General features: G+C 70.2%; 25 protein-coding genes and 3 pseudogenes. 16 read left to right on the forward strand and 12 right to left on the reverse strand.

Translation table 11 applies throughout. The annotated features are described in order from the left end of the window. Window positions 1-103, forward strand: a pseudogene (locus B9G49_RS16285) (IS1595 family transposase); the annotation flags it as partial. Between the two features lie 114 nt (window positions 104-217). On the opposite strand, the pseudogene B9G49_RS17270 reads toward B9G49_RS16285, so the two are convergent. The 3 genes and pseudogenes from B9G49_RS17270 to B9G49_RS11430 all read right to left on the reverse strand — a co-directional run. Then, window positions 218-331 (reverse strand): annotated as a pseudogene (locus B9G49_RS17270) (hypothetical protein); the annotation flags it as partial. Between the two features lie 62 nt (window positions 332-393). After that, a complete protein-coding gene (locus tag B9G49_RS11425; protein ID WP_086216449.1) occupies window positions 394-1,002 on the reverse strand; it encodes a TetR/AcrR family transcriptional regulator in 609 nt (202 codons plus the stop codon). 2 nt (window positions 1,003-1,004) lie between these two features. Further along, a complete protein-coding gene (locus tag B9G49_RS11430) occupies window positions 1,005-1,457 on the reverse strand; it encodes a zinc ribbon domain-containing protein (RefSeq protein WP_086216450.1) in 453 nt (150 codons plus the stop codon). A gap of 240 nt (window positions 1,458-1,697) precedes the next feature. Between B9G49_RS11430 and B9G49_RS11435 the strand changes: the two genes are divergently transcribed. Together B9G49_RS11435 and B9G49_RS17070 are read left to right on the forward strand one after the other, a co-directional pair. Continuing rightward, window positions 1,698-2,021 (forward strand): HalOD1 output domain-containing protein, encoded by a 324-nt coding sequence (locus B9G49_RS11435; protein ID WP_086216451.1) that lies wholly within the window; start codon window positions 1,698-1,700, stop codon window positions 2,019-2,021. A 173-nt stretch (window positions 2,022-2,194) separates the two neighbouring features. After that, window positions 2,195-2,311, forward strand: a pseudogene (locus B9G49_RS17070) (short chain dehydrogenase); the annotation flags it as partial. An 85-nt stretch (window positions 2,312-2,396) separates the two neighbouring features. Here B9G49_RS17070 and B9G49_RS11440 read toward each other — a convergent pair. Continuing rightward, entirely contained in the window at window positions 2,397-3,137 is a 741-nt protein-coding gene (locus tag B9G49_RS11440) for a molybdopterin-binding protein (RefSeq protein WP_086216452.1), read from the reverse strand. A gap of 115 nt (window positions 3,138-3,252) precedes the next feature. Between B9G49_RS11440 and B9G49_RS11445 the strand changes: the two genes are divergently transcribed. After that, entirely contained in the window at window positions 3,253-4,236 is a 984-nt protein-coding gene (locus B9G49_RS11445; protein WP_086216453.1) for a hypothetical protein, read from the forward strand. Between the two features lie 210 nt (window positions 4,237-4,446). Here B9G49_RS11445 and B9G49_RS11450 read toward each other — a convergent pair whose 3' ends face one another. From B9G49_RS11450 to B9G49_RS11465, 4 genes are all read right to left on the reverse strand, one after another. Further along, complete coding sequence (locus B9G49_RS11450) at window positions 4,447-5,619, reverse strand: tubulin/FtsZ family protein (RefSeq protein WP_080508569.1); 1,173 nt, start codon at window positions 5,617-5,619, stop codon at window positions 4,447-4,449. A gap of 121 nt (window positions 5,620-5,740) precedes the next feature. Continuing rightward, a complete protein-coding gene (locus B9G49_RS11455; RefSeq protein ID WP_086216454.1) occupies window positions 5,741-6,115 on the reverse strand; it encodes a hypothetical protein in 375 nt (124 codons plus the stop codon). 2 nt (window positions 6,116-6,117) lie between these two features. Next, window positions 6,118-6,879: a Rho termination factor N-terminal domain-containing protein gene (locus B9G49_RS11460; protein WP_086216455.1), complete on the reverse strand. Its 762-nt coding sequence runs from the start codon at window positions 6,877-6,879 to the stop codon at window positions 6,118-6,120. Between the two features lie 3 nt (window positions 6,880-6,882). Then, on the reverse strand, window positions 6,883-7,059 hold the full coding sequence (locus tag B9G49_RS11465; protein ID WP_080508566.1) for a zf-TFIIB domain-containing protein: 177 nt from the start codon (window positions 7,057-7,059) through the stop codon (window positions 6,883-6,885). An 87-nt stretch (window positions 7,060-7,146) separates the two neighbouring features. Here B9G49_RS11465 and B9G49_RS11470 point away from each other — a divergent pair, with 87 nt between their 5' ends. The 4 genes from B9G49_RS11470 (at window position 7,147) to B9G49_RS11485 (ending at window position 12,095) form a co-directional block, all read left to right on the forward strand. Continuing rightward, entirely contained in the window at window positions 7,147-8,037 is an 891-nt protein-coding gene (locus tag B9G49_RS11470) for a permease (protein ID WP_086216456.1), read from the forward strand. Between the two features lie 51 nt (window positions 8,038-8,088). After that, on the forward strand, window positions 8,089-9,114 hold the full coding sequence (locus B9G49_RS11475) for a cell division protein FtsA (protein ID WP_049931005.1): 1,026 nt from the start codon (window positions 8,089-8,091) through the stop codon (window positions 9,112-9,114). A gap of 156 nt (window positions 9,115-9,270) precedes the next feature. After that, entirely contained in the window at window positions 9,271-11,724 is a 2,454-nt protein-coding gene (locus tag B9G49_RS11480) for a penicillin acylase family protein (protein ID WP_086216457.1), read from the forward strand. Then, entirely contained in the window at window positions 11,721-12,095 is a 375-nt protein-coding gene (locus B9G49_RS11485) for a hypothetical protein (protein WP_394334820.1), read from the forward strand. Before B9G49_RS11480 ends, B9G49_RS11485 begins: the two co-directional genes overlap by 4 nt. A gap of 1 nt (window position 12,096) precedes the next feature. On the opposite strand, the gene B9G49_RS11490 is transcribed toward B9G49_RS11485, so the two are convergent. Next, a complete protein-coding gene (locus tag B9G49_RS11490) occupies window positions 12,097-12,462 on the reverse strand; it encodes a cupin domain-containing protein (RefSeq protein WP_049930998.1) in 366 nt (121 codons plus the stop codon). A gap of 131 nt (window positions 12,463-12,593) precedes the next feature. On the opposite strand from B9G49_RS11490, the gene B9G49_RS11495 reads away from it, so the two are divergent. The 6 genes from B9G49_RS11495 to B9G49_RS11520 all read left to right on the forward strand — a co-directional run bounded on the left by B9G49_RS11495 (window position 12,594) and on the right by B9G49_RS11520 (window position 17,808). Next, on the forward strand, window positions 12,594-13,454 hold the full coding sequence (locus tag B9G49_RS11495; protein ID WP_086216458.1) for a hypothetical protein: 861 nt from the start codon (window positions 12,594-12,596) through the stop codon (window positions 13,452-13,454). A gap of 88 nt (window positions 13,455-13,542) precedes the next feature. Next, window positions 13,543-14,571 (forward strand): VOC family protein, encoded by a 1,029-nt coding sequence (locus B9G49_RS11500; protein ID WP_086216459.1) that lies wholly within the window; start codon window positions 13,543-13,545, stop codon window positions 14,569-14,571. Window positions 14,572-14,663: 92 nt separating this feature from the next. Then, window positions 14,664-15,521: a TatD family hydrolase gene (locus B9G49_RS11505; RefSeq protein WP_086216460.1), complete on the forward strand. Its 858-nt coding sequence runs from the start codon at window positions 14,664-14,666 to the stop codon at window positions 15,519-15,521. 85 nt (window positions 15,522-15,606) lie between these two features. Continuing rightward, window positions 15,607-16,188 (forward strand): DUF2150 family protein, encoded by a 582-nt coding sequence (locus tag B9G49_RS11510; protein ID WP_049930992.1) that lies wholly within the window; start codon window positions 15,607-15,609, stop codon window positions 16,186-16,188. Between the two features lie 366 nt (window positions 16,189-16,554). After that, window positions 16,555-17,265: a trans-aconitate 2-methyltransferase gene (locus B9G49_RS11515; protein WP_049930991.1), complete on the forward strand. Its 711-nt coding sequence runs from the start codon at window positions 16,555-16,557 to the stop codon at window positions 17,263-17,265. 60 nt (window positions 17,266-17,325) lie between these two features. Then, window positions 17,326-17,808 (forward strand): DUF456 domain-containing protein, encoded by a 483-nt coding sequence (locus tag B9G49_RS11520; protein ID WP_049930989.1) that lies wholly within the window; start codon window positions 17,326-17,328, stop codon window positions 17,806-17,808. 24 nt (window positions 17,809-17,832) lie between these two features. On the opposite strand, the gene B9G49_RS11525 is transcribed toward B9G49_RS11520, so the two are convergent. The 3 genes from B9G49_RS11525 to B9G49_RS11535 all read right to left on the reverse strand — a co-directional run bounded on the left by B9G49_RS11525 (window position 17,833) and on the right by B9G49_RS11535 (window position 19,911). Beyond that, complete coding sequence (locus B9G49_RS11525; protein ID WP_086216461.1) at window positions 17,833-18,642, reverse strand: DUF63 family protein; 810 nt, start codon at window positions 18,640-18,642, stop codon at window positions 17,833-17,835. After that, the gene (locus tag B9G49_RS11530; protein ID WP_049930984.1) at window positions 18,642-19,091 is read right to left on the reverse strand and encodes a universal stress protein; all 450 of its coding nucleotides are present in this window, start codon (window positions 19,089-19,091) and stop codon (window positions 18,642-18,644) included. Before B9G49_RS11530 ends, B9G49_RS11525 begins: the two co-directional genes overlap by 1 nt. 70 nt (window positions 19,092-19,161) lie before the next feature. Continuing rightward, window positions 19,162-19,911 carry a DUF547 domain-containing protein gene (locus B9G49_RS11535; RefSeq protein ID WP_086216462.1) on the reverse strand — a complete coding sequence of 250 codons (750 nt, stop codon included), beginning with the start codon at window positions 19,909-19,911 and terminating at the stop codon, window positions 19,162-19,164. A 101-nt stretch (window positions 19,912-20,012) separates the two neighbouring features. On the opposite strand from B9G49_RS11535, the gene B9G49_RS11540 reads away from it, so the two are divergent. Further along, entirely contained in the window at window positions 20,013-20,531 is a 519-nt protein-coding gene (locus B9G49_RS11540; RefSeq protein ID WP_086216463.1) for a peroxiredoxin, read from the forward strand. 3 nt (window positions 20,532-20,534) lie between these two features. Then, the coding region (locus B9G49_RS11545) for a prenyltransferase (protein ID WP_086216464.1) at window positions 20,535-21,327 on the forward strand (793 nt) is incomplete at its 3' end.

The raw sequence follows: 21,327 nt of genomic DNA on the forward strand, positions 1-21,327 counted from the left end.
GGAGCAGGCCGCTCGGACCTACGGCTTCCTCCGGTCACTGAACCTTACTGGGGCACCGATCCACAGTCTCGTGGACTGTATCGCTGTCAATGTATTCCGCTAGTTCCGCCAGTCTACCGAAGAGCGTGTGGCCCACGTCCAGCTGGTGGAACGCGAGCAGCGTCCGGACGACGGATCGGTAGGTGACAATCCCGACGAGCTCGCCGTCGCGTTCGACGCCGACCTGCGTGTAGTCGTTCTCGAACATCCGGCGGAGGGCCGTTTCGAGCTCGAGGTCGTACTGGACGGTCCGGAGTCGGTTGTCGATCGGGAGGTCTGCGATAGTGTACATGATGCTGTCGTGTCGTCGCGGGGGGAGCTACGCGCCTCCGCGCGGTCGTGTCACCGCTCCGCTCACGGGTGACGCCGGAGTTCGGAGTCGATGTACGAGGCGAGCGAGACCCGGGTCGCCGCCGCGGCGCTCTCGCGATCGGTCGTCGCGCGGGCGTACATCGCGCCGTTGACAGTCGCCAAGACGTGCTCTGCGACCCGCGACGGGTCGACGTCGCGAAACGTCCCCTCGTCGATGCCGCGCTCGACGATATCCCGGATGGCGGCCGCTAACCGGTCGTCGATCCGCGTGAACTGCTCGCGGAACACCTCGTTCGTCACGGCCTGCGACCGGAGCTCGACCAAGACGGCCTGGAGCTGGCGCTGCTCCTCGTCCGGTTGGAGCGGCAGGAGCTTCTCGATGACGTGTTCGAGGTCGGCCGTCGGCTCGTCGCCGGTCTCGGTCGCGACGGTCGCTTCGAACCTGTCGACGGCGAACTCGAGAAACGTTGCCAGGAGCTCGTCTTTGGCGTCGTAGTGGTAGTAGATGGCGGCCTTGGACTTGCCGAGTTCGGCGGCGATCCGCGAGATCGACAGCCCGGCGTAGCCGTGTTCGAGCAGCGCTCGGTAGGTCGCCTCCATGATCTCTGCTTCGGCGGCGCTCCAGTCCCGCTCAGGTGCGTCGGCGGCCATCGTCACTCGTCTCCCCGCTCGTCGACCCGTCCGGTGCCGGCGTCGTCGAGGGCTTCGAACTCGGTCGTACACCAGTGACAGAACCCGATGTCCGGGTCGACAGGCTTCCCGCAGGCGGGACAGGTCGGCGATTCGTCCGCCTCCGTCTCTCCCGCCGCATCGCTCGCCCGAGCGTCGTCGGACCGACGCTCGGCGTTCGCGACGAGGTACGCGTCGAGGACGCTGATACCGGTGACGAGGACGAGCGGGAGCAGCGAGAACGGGTCCACGAGCGTCCCCGAACTCACGGCGGACAGCGTCGATTCGGGGACGAACAGGACCGTCGCGGCGAAGCTGGCCGAGAGCCACCCGAGGGCGCGGACCCAACGCCGGAGGTACAGGTGGCCGAGCCCGGTGGCCAACGTCCCCAACAGGGCGGCGAGCAGCGGATTCTTTCGGAGCGAAACGCGTGCCATATCAAATACTGAACGTTCGGTAGGTAAAAGTGCTTCGTCCGCGTCTCTGGGTGTGTGCCGAGAGCGCTTTCCGCGGTCTCGAAGTCGTCTACCTGCCAGAAGTCCCGTCATACGGCGCTAGAGGCGGCTTCCGAACACCGACGGGGAGTCGCCCCCTTCGACGCCAAACGCGGACGAAAGGTTGATACTTACCGAACGTTCAGTAGAAGTTACGGGCGAACCGACGCCCGCGTTCGACCAATGACCCGCAACCCCCGATCCGCCGACGAATCGACGAAACTGTGGCACGACCGCCAGCTCGCTCACTGGGACGAGTCGGCCCTCTACGAGGCCGTCACCGACACCGTCTCGAACGCCACCGGGACGGCCCGCTCGACGGTCGCGTCCCGGTACGACCGCGCGCATGCGGCGGCCCTCAGCCGACTGTTCGGCGAGGGCGACGGGGAGGCGACGCCCTCGACCGGGGTGGTCAAGTTCGTTCTCTCGGAGTGTGTCGTCTCGGTCCACAGCAGCAGACGGATCTCGGCCAGCCCCGCCGACGAGACGCCCGCCGCGGACGGCTGAGACGTCGCGGAGCAGCCGTGGCACCGAGTCGCTCGCGCCAATACGCTCTTTTCGCTGGTCACCCACCGGTCCGGACGGGCGACCGGAGGCGATGGTCGGCCGTTACCGCTCGACGCTGTCGGTCCCTGTTCCTGAAGGGATTTGAGGCGCCGGCGGGACCGAGACATCGAATCGTGAGCGGAGTCGGCGGGAAGACGGCGCCGGTCACCGGTGCGGGCTCGGGCATCGGCCGCGCCTCGGCGCTGCGCTTCGCCGAGGAGGCGGCGAGCGTCATGGTGGCGGACATCGCGACGACCGAGAGGCCTGACCGACTCCGTCGACGGCGGACAGCCCGCGGACTGAGTCGTCTCGCCCGCGTTGCCCGCGTCGCCCGCGTCACCAGTCGCGAGACACCGGCGTCTCGCTCGCGTCGACGTTCGACAGCAGCCACGCCGCGGCCGCCGAGAGCGCGTCGTCGTCGGTGGCGGTCACCTTCAGCCGGTTGTGGTCCGCCTCGCGATCGGGGTAACAGCCGACGGCGACATCGAACCGGTCCATCGCCTCCCGCAGCGCGGGCACGATGTTCGACTCCGGTTCGACGGTGTACAGGAACCGGGAGCGGCGGTCCCCGGCGAACTCGTCGGCGACCGTCTCGAAGGTCGCCTTCAGCTCGTCCGGGATGCCGGGCAGGACGTAGACGTTCTCGACCACGCAGCCGGGCGCGAGCCCCGCGTCGGTCACCAGCGGGCGGCTCCCCTCGGGGACCGCCGCTTCGGCCTCGACGTCGACGTCGAACTCGCGGTCGGGGACCCGCTCGCGGATCGCCGCCAGCCGGCGCTCGACGGACTCGCGCGTGAGGTCGGTGACGGCCATTTCGCGGTCGAACGCGTCCGCGACCGCCTCCACCGTCACGTCGTCGGGGGTGCTGCCGATGCCGCCGGTGACGATTACGGCGTCGAAGTCCGCGGCGTACTCCCGGACTCGGTCGGCGATCTCTCCCCTGTCGTCGGGGATCGAGAGGATCCGTGCCACGGCGACGCCGCGCTCGCTCAGTTCGGCGGCGAGCCAGTTGGCGTTCGTGTTCACCGTGTCGCCCGAGAGCAGTTCGTCACCCACCGTGATCAGCGCGACCTCCATCAGCATCTCCTACGGTCGGGCGACGGATGTACGTTTCCCGCACCTGAAGGCGCCGCGGTAAGTCCCGGCGGAAGCCACCAGAAGGGCTAACTACGCGATCCGTGTACCTCGACGCATGGCCCTCCACGCAGTCGAAAACGTCGAGAAAGCGCTCGGTGTCACTCGAGCGTTTCTGACGCCCGTCACCGTGCGCCGCTGGCTGAAGCTCGCGGTCGTCGTGTTCTTCGTCGGCGGTGGCGTGAGCTTCCCGACGACACAGTTCAGCACGTCGGCTCCGACGGGAGAGGTTTCTCCCGGCGAAATTCCCTCCGGGCTCCCGGTCGAGCTGCTGACGCTCGCAGCCGCGGTCGTCGCCGTCGGCCTCCTGCTCCTCGGGCTGTTCGGCCTGGTCGGAGCGGTCATGGAGTTCGTGCTGATCGAGTCGCTCTGTACCGGCGAGGTGTCGCTCCGACGCCACTGGCGCCGACGCTGGCGGCAGGGGATCCCCCTGTTCGGGTTCCGAGTCGCGATCGGACTCCCGGTGCTCGCGCTGTTCGGCGGCTGGGTCGCACTGCTCGCCGTTCCCGTCCTGACCGGGCGCGACCCCGCGCACTCCGCCACGGCGTTCCTCGTCGGGCTCCCGGTGCTGGCTCTCATCAGCGCCGGGTACGCGTTGGTCTCGGGGTTCACGACCGCGTTCGTCGTGCCGCTCATGATTCAGTCGGACTCGGGCGTCGTCGCGGCGTGGCGTCGCCTCTGGCCGTCGGTCAGGGCGGCGTGGAAACAGTACCTGGCGTACGTCGCGGTCGCGTTCCTGTTGACGGTCGCCACCGGGGTCGTCGTCTCGATCGCGTTCGCGCTCGTCGCGTTCGCGCTCCTCGTCCCCCTCCTCGTCGCGGTCGCGATCGTACACGCGACCGTCTCGGTGACGTCGCCGCTCGGACTCGCCCTCCTCGTCCCGCTCGCGGTGCTGTTCGGCGTCGCGTTGCTCGTCGTTGGGACGCTCTCACAGGTCCCCGTCGTGACGTACCTCCGGTACTACGCGCTGCTCGTGCTCGGCGACATCGAGGAGTCGTTCGACATCCTCGTCGACGGGCGGCCGTCGACCGAGGATCGGTGACGAGGTCGCTCCCCCGGCACCGAGCGTCGAGCGACTCCGCTTCGGGGCCGCTCGCATGCGAGAGCCCCGGGTCGGTGGAACGGATCGAGCACTTCGCCGACCGCGTCCGCGTGATCGCCGCCGCGCGTGCGTCTCACGCTCTCGGGCCGGGTGCCGGAGCGGGCCCCGCCCGAGGCGCCTCGGAGGACGGCTCCGAGTAGGCGATGACGGTCAGAACAGCGACTCCAGCTCCCCGTCGCTATCCATCAGCTCGGTGAAGCGGTCCTCGCTCTCGTCGGTGATCTCGCCCAGATTCTGTTGCGCCTCGACCGCGACCTGCTGAAGCTCCTTCACTCGCGGGACGTTCGTCACGCCGCCGAGCAGGACGAGCCCCGCGACGGTTCCCTCGCCGCGTCGCGGGTAGTCGCCGCCGCGGACCTCCATCGACCCGGTCTGTTCCTCGAGCCACTTGCGACCGTGCTCGATGCCCTTCCGGTTGAGATACTCCGGCGGCCCGGCGACGACGAGCAGCGCCCGCTCCGTCCCGCTCACCTCACACGGCAGAGTGAGCCGACCGAGCGTCGCCTTCCGGACGAGGCTCGTGATCCGATTGGTGGCCTCCGTGCTGTCGATCCCCTCGTTCGAATCGTTGCCGAACCGCGAGAGCAACCCCGACCGCTTCGGTTCGTCGACCTCGACGTCGGCGTACCCCAGCGACGAGATGCCGCCGCCCTTGAGCGTGTTGATGATCTCGGAGGAGTCGACCACGCTCTCGGCGACGTCGCTCCCCTCGGTGATTTCGCCGGCGCTGAAGAGCACGCCGAACCGCTGGACCAACTCCCTGTTGATCGCGTCGAACCCTTCTCCGACGGACTCGCCCGAACTGCGCCACGCGTCGTTGTCGAACAGCATGAGGTTGTCCACCTCGTCGACGAACGTCTTGAGCGAGCGGGCGGCGTTCAGCGTGTAGATCCCGCCCTCGTCGCTGCCGGGGAGGATGCCGAGCCCGTAGACGGGTTCGGTGTAGATCCGTTTGAGGTTCTTCGCGATCACGGGTGCGCCACCCGATCCCGTCCCGCCGCCCAGCCCCGCAACGACGAGGAACGCGTCGATCTCGTGGACCGGCACCGAGTCGAGCGCCCCCTGGATCTCGTCGATGTCCTCCTCGGCCACTTCCGCGCCCAGTTCGTTGTCCGCGCCCACCCCGTGGCCCTTGACCCGCGATTGCCCGATCAGGATCCGGCGGTCCTCCGGGAGGCGGTCGATCCCGTTGAGGTCCGCCTTCGCCGTGTTGACGGCGATCGCTCCCCGAACGATGTCTGCGCCCGTCTGTGCGTCGTAGGCCAGGAACTCGTCGACTACCTTCCCACCTGCCTGTCCGACCCCGATCAATGCGAGTTTCACGTGAACACACCACATGTATCTACGCGGGTCGGACTGATAAAGGTTAGAAGCCGCCTCAGCGTAGCGTGAGCGACTGCTTCCCCGGTACAGGAAGCCGCGGTGTTCACAGGCGGGAGTGGCGTCACGAGTCGTCGTCCGCGGACGCGTCGGAGTCACGCCGTTCGGTCGACGGATCGGCACTGACGCTCGGACCGTCGGCAGGAGTCGCCCCGGTGTCGTCGTCGCCGCCTTCGTTACGAGCCTGCTTGAGTGCGTCGACGGCGCTGTCCGTCGATTCGACCCGGGTTTCGGTCACGCCGCTCGGATCGAGTTTCGGCTCCGCTGCGGCCTCGGTGCCAGTTTCGTCGGCGGCCGAGCCGTCGGTCTCGTCGGCGGCCGGGGTATCGACCTCGGCGTTCGCGTGTGGGTCCCCGTCTCCGTCGGCGTCGGCGTCGCCGTCGCCGTCGCCGTCGCCGCCGAGGCCGAGCCACGATCTGAGTGTGTCAAGCAGTCTCATCGTTAGTAGTGTTTAAACAGGGCCGCGCGAACGTCGTCTTTGGTGCGCGCGGTCTCAACGCTCCCGTCCGGCAGTTCGACCTCGTAGCGGGCGTCGCCGTCGGCCGAGTCCCACTTGTCGCTGTGCGTTTCGAGCAGGCTCAACATCGCGTTGAGCTGACCGTCGTCTCCGGCTTGGTCGCCGGCGTCGGACTCGGCGGCGGTATCACTCTCGTCGCCGCCGTCCTCGGCGTTGTCGTGGTCCGCTTCGGAACTACCGTCGTCGTCGTCGTGGTCCGCTTCGGAACCGCCCTCGGCGGAGTCGGTGTCTGCTCCGGAGCCACCGTCGTGGTCGGCGTCGGGTAACTCGACGTCGACCGGCGCGAACGGGGCCGTGTAGCGCCGTTCGGCGACGTCGAGGATCGCCGTCACGAGCTCTCCCTTGGTCATGCTGCTGCGGCCCGAGACGTCGTACTCCGCAGCGATGCTGTACAGGTCCATCGGGCCGTCCGGGTTTGCGTCGCTGTGGCGGCGATTACGCTCGCGAAGCCGCGCTTCGAGCCGCTCCCGCGGAAACCCGCCGTCGTCGTCGTCGGCCTCCGATCGGTTGGTATCGACCGCCGCCCGGCGGTCGGGGTCGTCGACGGCGTCGGCGAGGTCGAGGAGGTAGGCCACGGTGTCGGGCAGTGTGACCGAGGTGTATCTGTCGGCGTGCGCGTCGGTGAGCTCTTCGCGCAGCGCGGCGATGCGGTCGCGTTGGTCGTCAGTGATGTCAATCGATGGCATGGGTCAGGACTCCTCGTGGAACCGCCGGAGCGCGTCGTCCCAGCTCTCGACGACCGTCCGATCGCCGGAGTGATCGGCCTCGACGCCGACGTAGCCGCACGCCTCGCACGCGAGCGCCTCGACGCCCGCCAGCGTGAACGCGGTCAGGCTGTCGCCACACCGTGGACAGTCCGGCTCCACTGTTGATCAGTTGAACCTCAGTCGCGGAGTTGTTAAGGACTAGGGTCGGGGGGAACAATGATTACAGTCGGGGCGGAACGCTCCCGTATGAGCGAGGCGACCGACTCGAACCAACTCCTCCGGTACTACCGACGATACATCGGCGACCCCGACCGGACCGTCGACGTGTACGCCGGGTTCGGCCTCTTCTTCGTCGGACTGGTCGCGGGTGCCGTCAGCGTCGTGGTGTTCCTCTACAGCGCGACGTTGCCGGCGGCCTCGTCGTCCTCGTACGCGATCCGCGAGGTCGCCGGCGTCGCCAGCGCGGTCGGATTCCCGGCGCTGCTGCTCGGAATCGTTGTCCTGCTGCCGGTCGACAAGCGGATGCTGTACGTCGCCGCCGCGGGCTCGGTGATCGACCTCGTCGCGGTCGGCCTCTTCGTATGGGCCTACCCGCAGGACTGGAACGTGACCGTGCCGCCGGACTACAGCGCGCAGGTCATCGCCCTCTACAGCGTCGGTATCGCGCTCGTGGTCGCCGCGACCGGCGCGGCCCTCGTCGCCCACCGGGTCGAGCGCGCGGTCGACGAGACGGGCGAGGCCGAGTCGACCGAAGCGGACGCGGAGGAGACGGAGACCGTCAGCGACGAGCAGGTACGGTCCGACATCGACAGCGCGCTCGACGATGCGGAGCTCTCCTGGGGCGGCGTCAGCCGCACGGAGACGCGACGGCTGAACCTCGACACGAGCGCCATCGACGACATCGACAGCGAGAATCTGCCGGCCTCCGGGATCGAGACCCGGACCAGCGACGGCAACGTCTCCGACGCGGTCTCACAGCTACAGGGCCTCCAGGGCGGGGAGGTCGAGACCGCGAGCGGCGAGGGGACCGACGACCAGGCGGCCGCGCTCCGGGAGCTCCGCGAACAGCAGCGCGAGGAGGAGGAGGCCGAGGCGGCCGGCGAGGGGCTCATCGACCGGATCCGCGGGCTGTTCTAGGCATCCTGTCTTCCTACGAAAACTTATGTGGATTCGCTTTGAGGCTAGCGTATGGCCAAGGGACTTGACGTTGGCACGATGAATATTCTCTCCGCGCGTCAGGAAGGCGCAGAAACCGTCTTCGTGCAACAGCGGAACTCGTTCGTCGAGATCGAGTACAGCGACATGGCCGAGCAGATGCTCTCCCGGAGCGAGGTCCTCCACATCCGAAAAGACGATCAGGTGTACGTCGTCGGCGACGACGCGCTCAACTTCGCGAACATCTTCAACCAAGAGACCCGTCGCCCGATGCAACACGGGATCCTCTCGAGCGACGAGTCCTCGGCGATCCCGATGATCAAGCTCATCACGGAGCAGGTCGTCGGCGAGCCGTCGCGGCACAACGAGCGGCTCTACTACTCCAGTCCGGCCGACCCCATCGACTCGGACCTCTCGACGCTGTATCACGAGAAAACGCTGGAGTCGATGCTCGGCGACATGGGGTACGACCCGGAGCCGATCAACGAGGGCATGGCGGTCATCTACTCCGAGCTGGCCGACAACAACTTCACCGGGCTGGGGATCAGCTTCGGCGCGGGGATGACCAACGTCTGTCTGGCGTACTACGCGGTTCCGGTCATGAAGTTCTCCATCGCCCGCGGCGGCGACTGGGTCGACGAGCAGACCGCGCAGGCGACCGGGACGCCGGTCGACAAGGTGACCTCGATCAAAGAGGACGACTTCGAGCTGGACTTCCGGACAGACGTTGGGGGCGTCGAGGGGGCGCTCGCCATCTACTACGAGAACCTGCTCGACTACGTGATAGAGAACATCACCAGCGAGGTCGACGAGGAGGACATCGAGGAGGGCCTCGACGTTCCGGTCGTCGTCACGGGCGGGACCTCGAGCCCCAACGGCTTCGAAGATCTGTTCGCCGACCACCTCGAAGACGCGAACATCCCGTTCTCCATCAGCGGCGTCCACTCGCCGGACGAGCCGATGTACAGCGTCGCCAGCGGGGCCCTCGTGGCCGCCCGCTCCGAAGAGGAAGAGGAAGCCGAAGAACAGGAGGTCGAAGAGCCCGCCGCCGAGGAGTAGCGCCGCCGCGGCTTTTTTTTACGCGTGTCCGAGAGCGCGCAGACTGGAGTCCGCGCGTACTGACGGCTTCGCCGTCGTGTACTGCTCACGCTCGGATACGTGAACCTCCCCGATCCGATCCAAATTATAATGAGGAATCGGGTCGTCGGTCGTGAGGTGACACGCGACATCACGCGCCGCGCGGTCCTCGCGAGCGTCCTCGCGGCCGGCAGCGCCGGACTGGCGGCGAGCGACGCGGCCGACCTCCTCGACTCGTTCGCCCCGCTGTCGGGCGAGGCGTGGGACGCCGCCGACCGGTCCCTCCCGGAGACCGTCGAGAGCCCGCACGGGGCGGCGACGGTCGCCCGCGACGAGTTCGGCGTCCCGCAGATCGAGGCGGACGAGGAGCCCGCGGCGTACTTCGCGGTCGGCTACTGTCAGGCGTTCGACCGGCTGTTCGCGATGGATCTCCAGCGGCGGGTGATGCGCGGCCGGCTCTCGGAGGTGATCGGGGAGGCGACGCTCGACAGCGACGAGTTCAACGTCGCGATGGGGTTCGCCGACGCCGCCGCGGCCACGTGGGACGCGGTCGCCGAGACGCGCGCCGGGCCCCTCGTCGAGGCGTTCGCAGACGGCGTCAACGCCGCGATGGAGGACCTACCGCTCCCGCTGGAGTTCGAGCTGATCGGCTACGAGCCCGAGCCGTGGACCCCCGTCGACTCGATGCTGATGGAAAAGCAGATCTCGTGGACGCTCACGGGGAGCTTCGCCGAACTACGGCGCGCGCTCGTCGCCGACCGCCTCGGATCCGAGCGCGCCGAGACGCTGTTTCCGACGCGGTACGACCACGACGACCCGATCCTCGACGGGACCGAGACGCGGCTCTCCGAGGGGACGGGCGCCGAGAGCCTTCGCGGGGCGGGCGAGCGCGCGCCGAACCTAGAGGCGACCTCGAACGTTGGGGGCGGCGCCGATCCCGTCGACCCCGAACTGACCGACTGGCTCTCCGGCTTCGAGTCGCCGACGGGGGTCGGCTCGAACAGCTGGGTCGTCTCCGGAGAGCACGCCGCGAGCGGGAGCCCGATCGTCGCGTACGACCCGCACCTCTCGCTTCAGGCGCCCCCGCTGTGGTACGAGCAGTCGGTCGACACCCCCGAGCGGTCGGTGCGGGGCGCGACGTTCTCGGGCGTCCCGTTCGTCATCGCGGGCGCGAACGACCGCGGCACGTGGTCGTTCACCAACCTCGGCGCCGACGTGCTGGACTGCTACCGGTACGATATCGACGAGGCGGGCGACCGCTACGAGTACGACGGGGAGTGGCGCCCCTTCGAAGTCGACGAGCGCGAGACGATCCCGGTCGCCGGGGGCGAGGACCGGGAGGTCCGGGTGCGGCGAACCGTCCACGGCCCCCTGATCGAACGCGAGGATCAGACGGTCGGCGTCGCGTGGACCGGCCACACCGCGACGCGCACCACCGTCGCCATCGAGGCGTACGGACGCAGCGAGGGGATCGACGACCTGCTCGACGCGACGCGCAACTTCGATCTCCCCACGCAGAACCTCGTGTATGCCGACGCCGACGGCCGCACGCTCTACTTCGCGACCGGGAAACTTCCGATCCGCCGCACCGACGGCGAGGTCGTCGACGGCGACCGGGTGTTCGACGGCTCCGCCGGCGAGGGGGAGTGGGCGGGGTTCGAGCCGTTCGGTGAATCGTCGTGGGAGGGGTTCGTCCCCTTCGCGGAGAAGCCGCACGCGATCGACCCCGACGCGCTGTCGACCGCCAACCAGCGCCCGATCGACGACCCGATCCACTACGTCGGCGTCGACTACGCGACCCCGTACCGCGGCGCCCGGATCGCCGACCGTCTCGAGGGGACGATCGACGGGGGGGAGGGGTCGACCGACCCCGACTTCCACCGCGCCCTCCAGAACGACGTGCGCGACGGGCGCGGCCCGGAACTCGTCCCCGAACTGGTCGCCGCGGTCCGCGACCGCGACGACCCCGATCCGCCGCTCGTCGACGCCGCTGACGCCCTCGACGAGTGGAACTACCGAATGCGACGGGACTCCCGGGCCGCGCTGCTGTTCGCCCGGTACCTGCCGAAGTTCCGCGAGCGCGTCTTCGAGCCCGCCTTCTCCGACGGCGGCCTCGGCGAGTCCTACTACCCGAGCGACTGGACGCTCGCGCGGCTCCCCGACGACGACCCACTGTTCGAGGGGGGCTCGCGCGGCGACCTCGCGGCCGCGGCCCTCCGCGACGCGCTCGACGAGATCGGCGAGAAGGGTTGGGAGACGTACGGCGACTACAACACCACGCGGGCGATGACCCACCCCCTCGGCGGCGAGGCGGCGTTCCTGAACTACGACGAACTGTCCGCTGACGGCTCGCCCGCGACGGTGAAGAACTACCGCGTCGAGTCCGCGGTCGGGTCGAGCTGGCGGATGGTGGTGCGCCCGGGGACCGACGCGACCGCGGTCCTCCCGGGCGGGAACTCCGGGGACTACTTCTCGGAACACTACGACGACCAGCTCCGGCGCTGGCTGGGTAACGACCAGCGCCCGATGCCGCTCGGCGCGGGCGGCGAACCGGCGGTTCGGTTCGAGCCCCCGACGGAGGGGTCGCAGTGAGCGACGCGCCGTCCCCGAACGACGCGCCGGCCCCCGACGACTCCTTGCCCCTCCTCGGACGCGTCCGGACGGAGCCGCGCTCTCACGCGGTCGCGCTCGTCGCCGCGCTGGGAGTCGGCGTCGCGCTCGCGACGGTCCACTGGCTCGGGCTGATCGCCGCCGGCGCGCTCGCGTCGCTCGTCGCGCCGACGGTCCGGCGGGGCGTCGCGTACGCGCTCGGTGCGGGTATCGTCGCGCTCGCGGCGTTCGCGGTCGGTCTCGGTTCCGCGGCCGCCGCGGTGCCGGGGATGCGTCCGGTCGTCTACCTCACGGTCGGCGCGGGACTGGCGCTCCCCCTGTTCGGGTCGCTCGCGCGCGCCGTCGTCTCGTGACTCAGTCCAGCCGCTCCACGTCGGTCACGGTCTCGTCGGTCTCGACGTCGCCCGTGTTGCGCGTCTCGGTGGGTTCGAACAGCAGGATCTCGGCCTCCGGCTCGGCGACGGGGCGGTGGTCCGTCCCGCGCGGGACGACCGTGAGCTCGCCTTCCTCCAGCACGACATTGTCCGCCTCGCGGAACTCGATCCGGAGCCGCCCGGAGTGAACGAAGAACAGCTCGTCGGCGTCCGCGTGGCTGTGCCAGACGAACTCGCCGTCCGCCTTCGCGAGCTTGACCGCCTGTCCGTTGAGTTCGCCCGCGAGCCGCGGGGACCACGTCTCCTCGAACGAGCCGAACGCCTCGGCGAGGGCAACCTTCTCCATACCGCCGATCGGCGGCGGAGCGGGAAAGTCGCTGTCCCCGGCCCGAGAGCTATATACCCCTCCGGAGCCGTCCGGTGTGGCGGATACGTCTCATATAAGCGTTTACGGGAGGTGTCGCCGTGCCGCGACACATGGCAGCAATTCACGCGGACGAGGGGAGCGATCCGATCCGGGCGGCGCGGGCCGCGCTCCGCGTCGAGCGGCGCCGGGTCGTCGACGAGCGCGAGGCGTTCCGGGCGTTCCGGAGCCGCGTGTCGTCGATTCCGGGCGAGAGTGGGGGCACCGGTCCCGCGGACGCCTCCGCGCCCGGCGGGTTCGCCGGCGTCGCCGACGCGATGCGCAGTGCGGTCGGCGACGGGGCGGGCGGTCGCGGCGACGCGGCCGCGGCCCCCGGCTCTCGGCTCGTTACGGTCAGGGACGCGTATCGCGCCACGGTGATGTCGGTCCCGCACTACGCCGAGGAGTACGACGACACCTACGAGCGGAGCGTCGCCGAGGAGTTCGGCCCCGAGCTGGCGTACGCGCTCACCCGGACGGACTGCTTCCGCGAGGAGTACAAGCGGTCGGTGCTGAGCGCCGCCGAGACCGCGGTCCAGGAGCGCGAGGCGTTCCTCGACGCCGTGGAGTCGGAGCTGGAGTCGATCGATCGCGCGGCGTCCCGCCTCGACCCGATCCGGTCCGAGATCGCGGCGATCGACGATGAACTCGGCGACGAGGGGGACGACGCGGCGGCCGGGTTCGGCGCGCTCGACGCCTGCCGGACCCGGACCGCGGCACTCCGCGACGACTGCGACCGGATCGCCGCGCGCCGCCAGCGCGTGCTCGCCGAACACACGCGCCGGCTCGCGCTCGACGGCGACCTCGACCTCCCGGGGTACTGCTACCAGGACCTCGACGTCACGTATCCGGTGTTGGCGGCGGTCGGCGCCGTGGGCGACCGGCTCGAGGCGCTTAGAGAGCGGATCGAGCGGGCGATGGCGCTGGCTCGGTGACCGGTCGCCCCGCCGGCTCACCGCCGCCGGGACCCGGTAACATCCGTGTCCGCGCCGATTCAAGTCGGTCCGGGACCTACGGGGTAACATGACCGACGGACCCGACTCGACAGACGGCGAAACCGGCGACGGCCCCGCGCCGACGCCCGGAATCCACCACGTGACCTGCGTGGCCGGCGACCCGCAGCGGAACCTCGACTTCTGGGCCGAGACGCTCGGCCTCCGGCTCGTGAAGCGCTCGATCAATCAGGACGACCCCGGGACGTACCACTTCTTCTACGGCGACGCGGAGGGGACGCCCGGCACTAGCATGACCTTCTTCCCGTGGACGGAGCTCCCGGAGGGCGAGGTCGGCGCCGGTCAGGTCTCGCGCACCGCGTTCCGGGTGCCCGAGGGGAGCCTCGACTACTGGGAGGACCGGTTCGACGAGCGCGGCGTCGACTACGACGCCCGCGAGGAGCGGTTCGGCGAGGCGGTCCTCCCCTTCCGCGACCCCGACGGGCTCCCCGTCGAGCTGGTCGCGGTCGAGGTTCCCGACGACGATCCGACGACGGCGTGGACCGCGTTCGTCCCCGAGTCGGCCGCGATCCGCGGGTTCCACTCCGTGACGCTGTGGCTCGGCGACGCCGAGCGGACCGAACGGCTCCTCCGGACCATGGGGCTGACGGCGGCCGAGACGGAGGCGGACGACGCGGCCGGGAACGAGCGGACTCGCTTCGCGGCTGGCGGCCCGGTCGGGAAGTACGTCGACGTCGTCGAGACGGACCGACAGGGGAGCTCCGGCCGCGGCACGGTCCACCACGTCGCGTTCCAGACACCGACCGACGCCGACCAGTCCGGGATGCGCGACGCGGTCGCGTCGATGGGGCTGCGCCCAACTCAGCAGATCGACCGCCACTGGTTCCGCTCGGTCTACTTCCGGGAGTTCGCGGGCGTCCTCTTCGAGCTCGCCACCGCCGACCCCGGCTACGCGAGCGACGAGCCGCTCGACGCGCTCGGCGAGCGGCTGGTGTTGCCCGGGGAGTTCGAGGGGCGGCGCGAGGCCATCGAGGCCGAGCTCCCCGCCGTGACCGTCCCCCGGCCCGACGGGAAGTTCGCGGCGAACCGCGCTGACTGAGCGGGCGCGGCGAGTCCGTCGCCCTCTCGGCCCCCGTGCCCCCGACCGCCGCGGACCGATCCTTCTAATCGCGCGCGGCCGAACGGTCGCCCATGAGCGAGGACCTCGGCACGCCGGTGTTGGACGACCACCTCCACCTCGACCCCCGACACGGCCGCGGGATCGAGGCCGTCGAGGAGTTCGTCCGGCTCGGCGGCACCCACCTGCTCGTGGTGAACAAGCCCTCGTGGCTGCTGGGCGTCGAGCCGGACGAGCCGGACGACTTCCGGGCCGTCTTCGAGGAGACGCTGGAGACGGTCGCGGCCGCGACGGAGGTCTTACCAGGGCGCGCGTGGCCCGTCCTCGGCGTCCACCCCGGGCTGATCAGCCGGCTCGTCGACGAGCGCGACTTCTCCCCCGAGGTGGCCCGCGACCTCATGCGGGGCGGGCTGGAGGTCGCGAGCGAGTACGTCGCGGAGGGCGACGCGCTCGCGTTGAAGTCCGGCCGTCCACACTACGACGTGAGCGACGCGGTCTGGGAGGCGTCGAACGCGGTCACGCGGCGGGCGTTCGAACTCGGCGCGGAGGTCGACTGCGCGGTCCAGCTCCACACCGAGGCCACGGAGGACCTGACCGACCTCGCCGCAGTCGCCGAGGAGTCGGGGCTGGACCCGTCACGCGTCGTCAAACACTACGCAGCGGGCGAACTCGCCGGCGTCACGCCGAGCGTGATGAGCGACAAGGATCGCCTGGAGCGCGCGGCCGAGGCGGGCGAGCCGTTCCTGATGGAGACCGACTTCGTCGACGACCCGGACCGTCCGGGCATGGTCCTCGGGCCGAAGACCGTCCCGCGCCGGGTGCGCTGGCTGCTGGAGGCGGGACACGACGAGGCGGTCCGCCGGGCGCACGTCGAGACTCCCCGAGCCGTGTACGGGATCGACACCGAAGCGACGCTGGAACGCGAGTCCTGAATCCGAGGATTCACGCGAGTGAGACGGTCTCTCGGGCGGCGATCGATAGGAAAGGCATTTGAGTTGGCCGGGCGACGTACGGGACATGACCGACGACGACGCCGTTGAAACGTTCTATACCGACGAACGCTGGCAGAACTGGCTCGACAGGCTGGCCGAAGAGGAGATCGACCCCGAGAACGAGGACTCCGCGCGGCTCCTCCTGAACCTTCAGGACGACGCCGCGATCGCCGTGGTGAAGGTGCTGGCCGCGTTCGACGAGGACCGCATCGACGAGGACCGCGCCGTCGAGGAGGTCCGCGACATCCGCGACATCGTCCTCGCCGACGTCGAGTTCGACGACGAGGACAAGGTGATGCTGATCGACGGCGTCCAGACCTCGCTCGTCCCCGTCTTCTACGCGGCCGAGGAGTATCTCGTCGGCGGCGTCGTCGACGGCGACGTGAGTGAGTTCGTCCGCGCGGCCGCCGAGGCCGAGGAGGGCGACGACCTTGACGCCGCGCTCGGCTACGTCGTTCAGGCCGGGACGCGCGTCATCGACGGCGAGACGCTCGACATCGAACTCGTCGAGGACTTGGAGTACGGCCTCGTCTCCGAGTGGGTCAACGGGCTCGACTCCCTCCAGTCGGCCATCGAGGACCCGGAAGTCGTCGAGGAAGAGGACTGACGGCGTCGAACCGGACCGGCATCGACGGCGTCAGACGGGTTTACGCACACTTCTGCGGGCCACGCGGATCGGGTCAGAACACTGCCCGAGCGGGCTGTAACTGTTCGGAGAGGGTCGCCCTCGTTCGAACGGGCGTCGACGCGTGGTCGGACAGTGGTTTCGACGGGTTCTACGGACGAGTCCGACGGAACGCGGCTACGGGACCCCAAAATATAATTCTCTCCGTCTCGAAATAGTAAGCAAACAGTAAAGTAAATATTTTTGGTAAGTTTTTTTGCTCGTCGATTCCTTTTCTATTCTCGGACTGAGGCCGAAACAACCGACCGAAAGGTCAGGGAACGCCAAAAATATCACTTCCACGAAACGATGACCGAGACCCAATACGCGGGGACTATCGACTGGGGCGAGTACTGGGACGGAGCCGATGAGGCGGTGCGCGAGGACACGGGGCCGAGCGCGGACCTCGTCGCGGAGCCGTTCGTCGAGTTTCTGGACGCCAATTTCCGCGACGGCCCGGACGCGTACGCCGATGTCGGATGCGGGCCCGGCGACCTCGCGTTCGAGGTCGCGGAGCGCTACCCGGACACGACCGTCGTCGGGTACGACGCCGCCGAGGCGGTCCTCGCGGCGAACCGCGAACGCGCACGCGAAGCCGACCGCGAGGTCGCCTTCGAGCGGGCGGTCCTTCCGGAGTTCGACCCTGACCGCCGGTTCGACGTGGTCTCCTGTCTGTTCACGCTGTGTTACGTGGCGGACATCGCACGGGCGATAGAACGCCTCTACGGCGCGGTGGAACCCGGCGGGTGTCTCGTCTTCAACTACCACAACCGGCTCGCGCGGGCCCATTACAACCGGATCGCGGAAGCGCCGCACGAACACCTCGGCGAGGACGCCGTGTGGGACCCCGAGCGCTTCACCGATCGGTTCGAACTCGTTCTCGCGGGCGAGAACTTGCTTTCGTACGAACGCATCCACGAGGTGTTGGGGGCGTGGCCGCAGAGCGTGTTCTCGCTGGCCGACGACGCCGAACCGTACGCCGCCCACCGGTACGAACCCCTCGTGTACGTCCCGAAGTGACGGGACCCGAGACGGTGCGACGGTAGACGCGTTTTTGAACGCGCGACGCGTCTGCCTCGTATGGTCTCTCCCGCGGCCGGACTTGCGATCGCGCTGCTCGTCGTCTGGACGGCCAGCGCCTTCGCTCCGTTCGTGCCCAGCGGCGTCCTCGCGGCGCTGACCGTCCTCGCCTACGCGTACACCACCGGCTTCGCCGAGCCGGGGCTCGCCGTCCTGGTCGCGCTCGTCGCCGTCTCGCTGCTCGCCTCCGCCGTCGACCTGCTGTCCGGCATGGTCTCCGGGCGGCTCGGCGGCGCGTCGACCCGGACCGTCGTCGCCGGGACGCTGGTCGGCATCGCGTTGCTGATCCCGCTGGGACCGATCGGACTCGTCGTCGGGCTGGCCGGGACCGTCTTCGTCGTCGCCCTCTACGGGAACGGTGACGACCCCGAGGCGGCCGCCCGGCAGGCGGCGTACGCGGCCGTCGGCGTCCTCGCCAGCGCGTTCGTCCAAGCCGTCATGCTGGCGAGCGTCGCGGTCGTGTTCGCGCTCGCCGTATGGTGAGGCGTTACGACCCGCAGCCCCCGGTCAGGCGGCGACGGAGAACAACAGCAGGTTGTGCGCCGCGGGGCCGAGCCCCATCGCGGCGACGAACCCGAGGAGGAGGTAGCCCTCCGCCGGCGTCTCCCGGACGTAGGCGGCGAACAGCCAGACCACGGCGCTCGCGACCGCGAGCTTCACGAGGAGGAACAGCCACCCGTCGCCGATCACCGGAAGCGAGGGCAGTCCGCCGATCTCTAAGAGGATCCGCGACACCGGCGTGCGCTCGCCGAAGCCGAGCTGCGTCGTCCCGACCGCGGTCGAGACGCCGTCGAGCGCGTGCCCGAACACGGCGAGCGCGCCGACGCCGCCGGTGACCGCGACCTCCGGCCGGAAGCGGGTCAGCCCGAGCCAAGCGCCCCCGGCGATCGGAACGGTGAGCCCGAGCGCGACGGCCGACCAGCGCGCGCCGACGGGGGAGAGTCCGGCCCCGACCGCGGCCGCGACGACGGGGACGAGGAGGGCGGCGCCGGTGGTCGCGAGCGTGCCCCCGACCCGTTCGGGACGGGCGGCGTCGGCGGCGAGCCACGCCGCGCCCGCCAGCGACCCGACGGTGAGGTAGACGGTCGGCGAGCCCGCAAGCGGCGCGATCAGGGGCGGGAGCGCGTCGACGACGTAGAGGACGTGCGCGGCGGAGCCGAGCGCCATCCACGGCGCGAGCGCGAGCACCCGGCGACCGGTGACGGCGGGGCGGCGGCGGCGAAGCGCGGCGACGACCCCGCCGGTCGCGAGCAGGACGGCGAGGAGGTGCGGGAGGGGCGGCAGGGTCGTGCCGGCCGGGAGGAGGCCGCCGACCATCAGACGGACAGCACGGGCTGGCTCGCGTACAGGAGGACATATTCCGCCGCCTTCCCCAGCACCTCGCCGGGGTCGCCGGAGACCGGCTCGCGCGGGACCACGATGAAGTCCGACTCCAACTCCTCCGCGGTGTCGAGGACGACGCTTCCCGGGTGGACGGTCTTCACCGACGTGGAGAAGCCGTAGGCGATCGAGTTGCTGTGGGGGACCCCGGCCGTCTCCGCGCGGCGGGCGACGGAGTCGGTGAACGCCTCGGAGTCGTCGGCCACCTCGCTCTCGTCGACCACGCCGTGGTCGATGGCGCGGACGACCTCCTCGTCGAGGACGTACAGCGCGTGGACGCTCGCGTCGTACTCCGCCGCGAGTGCGATGGCGTAATCGACCGCCTCGTGAGACTCCTCGCTGCCGTCGACGGGCACGAGGACGAGGTCGATGTCGAGATCGGTCATACCCGGGTCGTCGGCGGGGGAGGTCAAAAAGCCCGCCCCAACGGCCTCGGCGGCCGCGAGCGAGCGAGAGTCACTCCCCGCCGCGGAACGGCTCCAGCGACGGCGTCCAGTCGTACTCGCGGTAGCGGATCTCGGGCGTCGCGTCCGCGTCGATCACCCCGTACCGCCGGAGCCGCTCTCGGATCCCACTCCTCCCGCCGAAGTCCCCGCGGTACCACAGCATGAGCCGCGGGACGCGGGCGGTGCCGTCCGCGACGACCGTCTCGCCTCGCAGGTACGTCTCGGCGGCGTGGTCGAGCGCCTCGTCGACGGTCGCCGGGTCGTAGGCGAAGACGGCCGGACAGGCGGTGGCGCCGCAGTTGACCGCGAAGTGGATCCGCGGATCGGGATCGGCGACGCGGTGCCGGCGGACGAACGCCGAGGGGAACGGGTCCGGCAGGTATCCCAGCCCGTACTTCCACTTCGAGCGGCGTAAGATTCCGTGTTCGATCTCGTCGAGGCTCAGGTCGGCGCCGGCGACGGAGACGACGGACGCGGCGAAGAAGCGGCGCCGGTTCGACAGCCGCGTCGGGTCGTCGAGGAGGGCGTCCCCGGTGGCGGCGTTGTAGACGTTGATCCAGAACGCCAGCTGCTCCGCGGCGTCGAGGGCGTCCAGCGCGGCCGGCGGCAGCGCGTCGAGCCGTCGTCGGGCCGCGTCGACGTCGCCGTCCGTTCGGACGGCCCGGAGGAACTCCCGCGCGGCGTCGACCGGAGCGGGCTCCGCGGCCGCGCCGCTCGCAGCTTCGACGGGCGAGCCGGCGGTCCCGCTCCGTTCGGTCATACTACGTGAACGAGTGTCATTGACCTATATTTGTCCCGGTTCCGCGCGCGGCGCGCCACACCGACTCCCCGTTTATGCGGCGGGAGCGCGTAGCGGGCGCCATGAGCGACACTCGGACGTCCGCCGAGGCGGTCCCCGACTTCGAGTTGCCGAACGCGGGAGCGGGTCCCGACCGATTTTCACTGTCGGCCGCGGCCGCGGACCCCGACACCGACGCGATCGTCCTCCTGTTCCAGCGCGACTACCACTGCGGGAACTGCCGGAAGCAGGTCCGAGCGATCGCCGACCGGTACGACGAGTTCGAGGCACTGAACGCGACGGTCGTCTCCGTGCTCCCCGAGCCGGTGGGCCGAGCGCGGTCGTGGCAGGACTCGTACGACCTCCCGTTCCCGCTGCTCGCCGACCCCGAGACCGACGTGAGCGACGCGTACGACCAGCCCGTGCGGTTCGGGGTCCTCGGCTCGCTCCACGACCTCGTCGGGCGGATGCCGGTGGCGATGATTCTCGACGCTCGCGGCGGCGAACCGGTCGTCGCGTACGCGTACGAGGGTCGGATGCCCGCCGACCGCCCCGAGATCGACGACCTGCTGGCCGAGGTCCGCGGGCTGGGCGACGACTGACCGATGGACCGGCGCGTCCCGGCCGCCCTCTGGCGGCTCTCGCGGCCGTCGCAGGTCGCGCTGATCGGCTTAGTGTACGCGCTCGGCGTCGCGATGGCGTACGGCCGGGGGTACGGCGAGACGGGGGGCGCAGCGCGGCTCGGACTCGGGCTCGCGGCGCTGATACCGGTCGCCGCGAGCGTCCACTACGCTAACGAATACGCCGACGTCGAAACGGACGCGCTCACCGACCGCACCCCGTTTTCGGGCGGGAGCGGCGCGCTGGTCGAGACCGACCTCCCGCGGAGGATCGCGCTGCGCGGTGCGGTCGCCGCCGGCGGGCTCGGCGTCACCCTGACCGGCCTCGGGGTCGCGAGCGAGGCGACCGGGCTCGCCGAGGCGGCGCTCCTGCCGCCGACAGCGGCCGCCCTCCTCGCGGGAATCCTCGTCGTCGGCTGGCAGTACTCCGTCGGTCCGCTCCGGCTCGCGTGGAACGGGCTGGGCGCGCCGGCGAACGCGCTCCTCGGCGGCGTCGCGCTCCCGCTGTACGGGTTCGCGGTCGTCGCCGGCGAGGTCACCGCCGCCGCCGCGCTCGCGACGCTTCCGTTCGGCGCCACGGTGTTCGTGAACCTCCTGGAGACGACGTGGCCCGACCGTCGGGCGGACGCCGCGGTCGGGAAGCGGACGCTCGCGACGCGCTGGTCGCCCCGGCGGCTCCGGGCCGCGTACGCGCTCGGGGGCGCGACGGCGGCCGTCGCGACCGTCGCCCTCGTCGGGCGAGCGCTCCCGCCGGTCGTGGCCGCGGCGACGCTGCTCC

The sequence above is a fragment of the Halorubrum sp. SD683 genome (assembly GCF_002135045.1).
GTDB classification, from domain to species: domain Archaea; phylum Halobacteriota; class Halobacteria; order Halobacteriales; family Haloferacaceae; genus Halorubrum; species Halorubrum ezzemoulense.

Excerpts from the sequence above, each read along its gene's own strand:
- B9G49_RS11425 (WP_086216449.1), bottom strand. The coding sequence starts at position 1,002 with ATGGCCGCCGACGCACCTGAGCGGGACTGGAGCGCCGCCGAAGCAGAG.
- B9G49_RS11430 (WP_086216450.1), bottom strand. The coding sequence starts at position 1,457 with ATGGCACGCGTTTCGCTCCGAAAGAATCCGCTGCTCGCCGCCCTGTTG.
- B9G49_RS11435 (WP_086216451.1), top strand. The coding sequence starts at position 1,698 with ATGACCCGCAACCCCCGATCCGCCGACGAATCGACGAAACTGTGGCAC.
- B9G49_RS11440 (WP_086216452.1), bottom strand. The coding sequence starts at position 3,137 with ATGGAGGTCGCGCTGATCACGGTGGGTGACGAACTGCTCTCGGGCGAC.
- B9G49_RS11445 (WP_086216453.1), top strand. The coding sequence starts at position 3,253 with ATGGCCCTCCACGCAGTCGAAAACGTCGAGAAAGCGCTCGGTGTCACT.
- B9G49_RS11455 (WP_086216454.1), bottom strand. The coding sequence starts at position 6,115 with ATGAGACTGCTTGACACACTCAGATCGTGGCTCGGCCTCGGCGGCGAC.
- B9G49_RS11460 (WP_086216455.1), bottom strand. The coding sequence starts at position 6,879 with ATGCCATCGATTGACATCACTGACGACCAACGCGACCGCATCGCCGCG.
- B9G49_RS11470 (WP_086216456.1), top strand. The coding sequence starts at position 7,147 with ATGAGCGAGGCGACCGACTCGAACCAACTCCTCCGGTACTACCGACGA.
- B9G49_RS11475 (WP_049931005.1), top strand. The coding sequence starts at position 8,089 with ATGGCCAAGGGACTTGACGTTGGCACGATGAATATTCTCTCCGCGCGT.
- B9G49_RS11490 (WP_049930998.1), bottom strand. The coding sequence starts at position 12,462 with ATGGAGAAGGTTGCCCTCGCCGAGGCGTTCGGCTCGTTCGAGGAGACG.
- B9G49_RS11495 (WP_086216458.1), top strand. The coding sequence starts at position 12,594 with ATGGCAGCAATTCACGCGGACGAGGGGAGCGATCCGATCCGGGCGGCG.
- B9G49_RS11500 (WP_086216459.1), top strand. The coding sequence starts at position 13,543 with ATGACCGACGGACCCGACTCGACAGACGGCGAAACCGGCGACGGCCCC.
- B9G49_RS11505 (WP_086216460.1), top strand. The coding sequence starts at position 14,664 with ATGAGCGAGGACCTCGGCACGCCGGTGTTGGACGACCACCTCCACCTC.
- B9G49_RS11510 (WP_049930992.1), top strand. The coding sequence starts at position 15,607 with ATGACCGACGACGACGCCGTTGAAACGTTCTATACCGACGAACGCTGG.
- B9G49_RS11515 (WP_049930991.1), top strand. The coding sequence starts at position 16,555 with ATGACCGAGACCCAATACGCGGGGACTATCGACTGGGGCGAGTACTGG.
- B9G49_RS11520 (WP_049930989.1), top strand. The coding sequence starts at position 17,326 with ATGGTCTCTCCCGCGGCCGGACTTGCGATCGCGCTGCTCGTCGTCTGG.
- B9G49_RS11525 (WP_086216461.1), bottom strand. The coding sequence starts at position 18,642 with ATGGTCGGCGGCCTCCTCCCGGCCGGCACGACCCTGCCGCCCCTCCCG.
- B9G49_RS11530 (WP_049930984.1), bottom strand. The coding sequence starts at position 19,091 with ATGACCGATCTCGACATCGACCTCGTCCTCGTGCCCGTCGACGGCAGC.
- B9G49_RS11535 (WP_086216462.1), bottom strand. The coding sequence starts at position 19,911 with ATGACCGAACGGAGCGGGACCGCCGGCTCGCCCGTCGAAGCTGCGAGC.
- B9G49_RS11540 (WP_086216463.1), top strand. The coding sequence starts at position 20,013 with ATGAGCGACACTCGGACGTCCGCCGAGGCGGTCCCCGACTTCGAGTTG.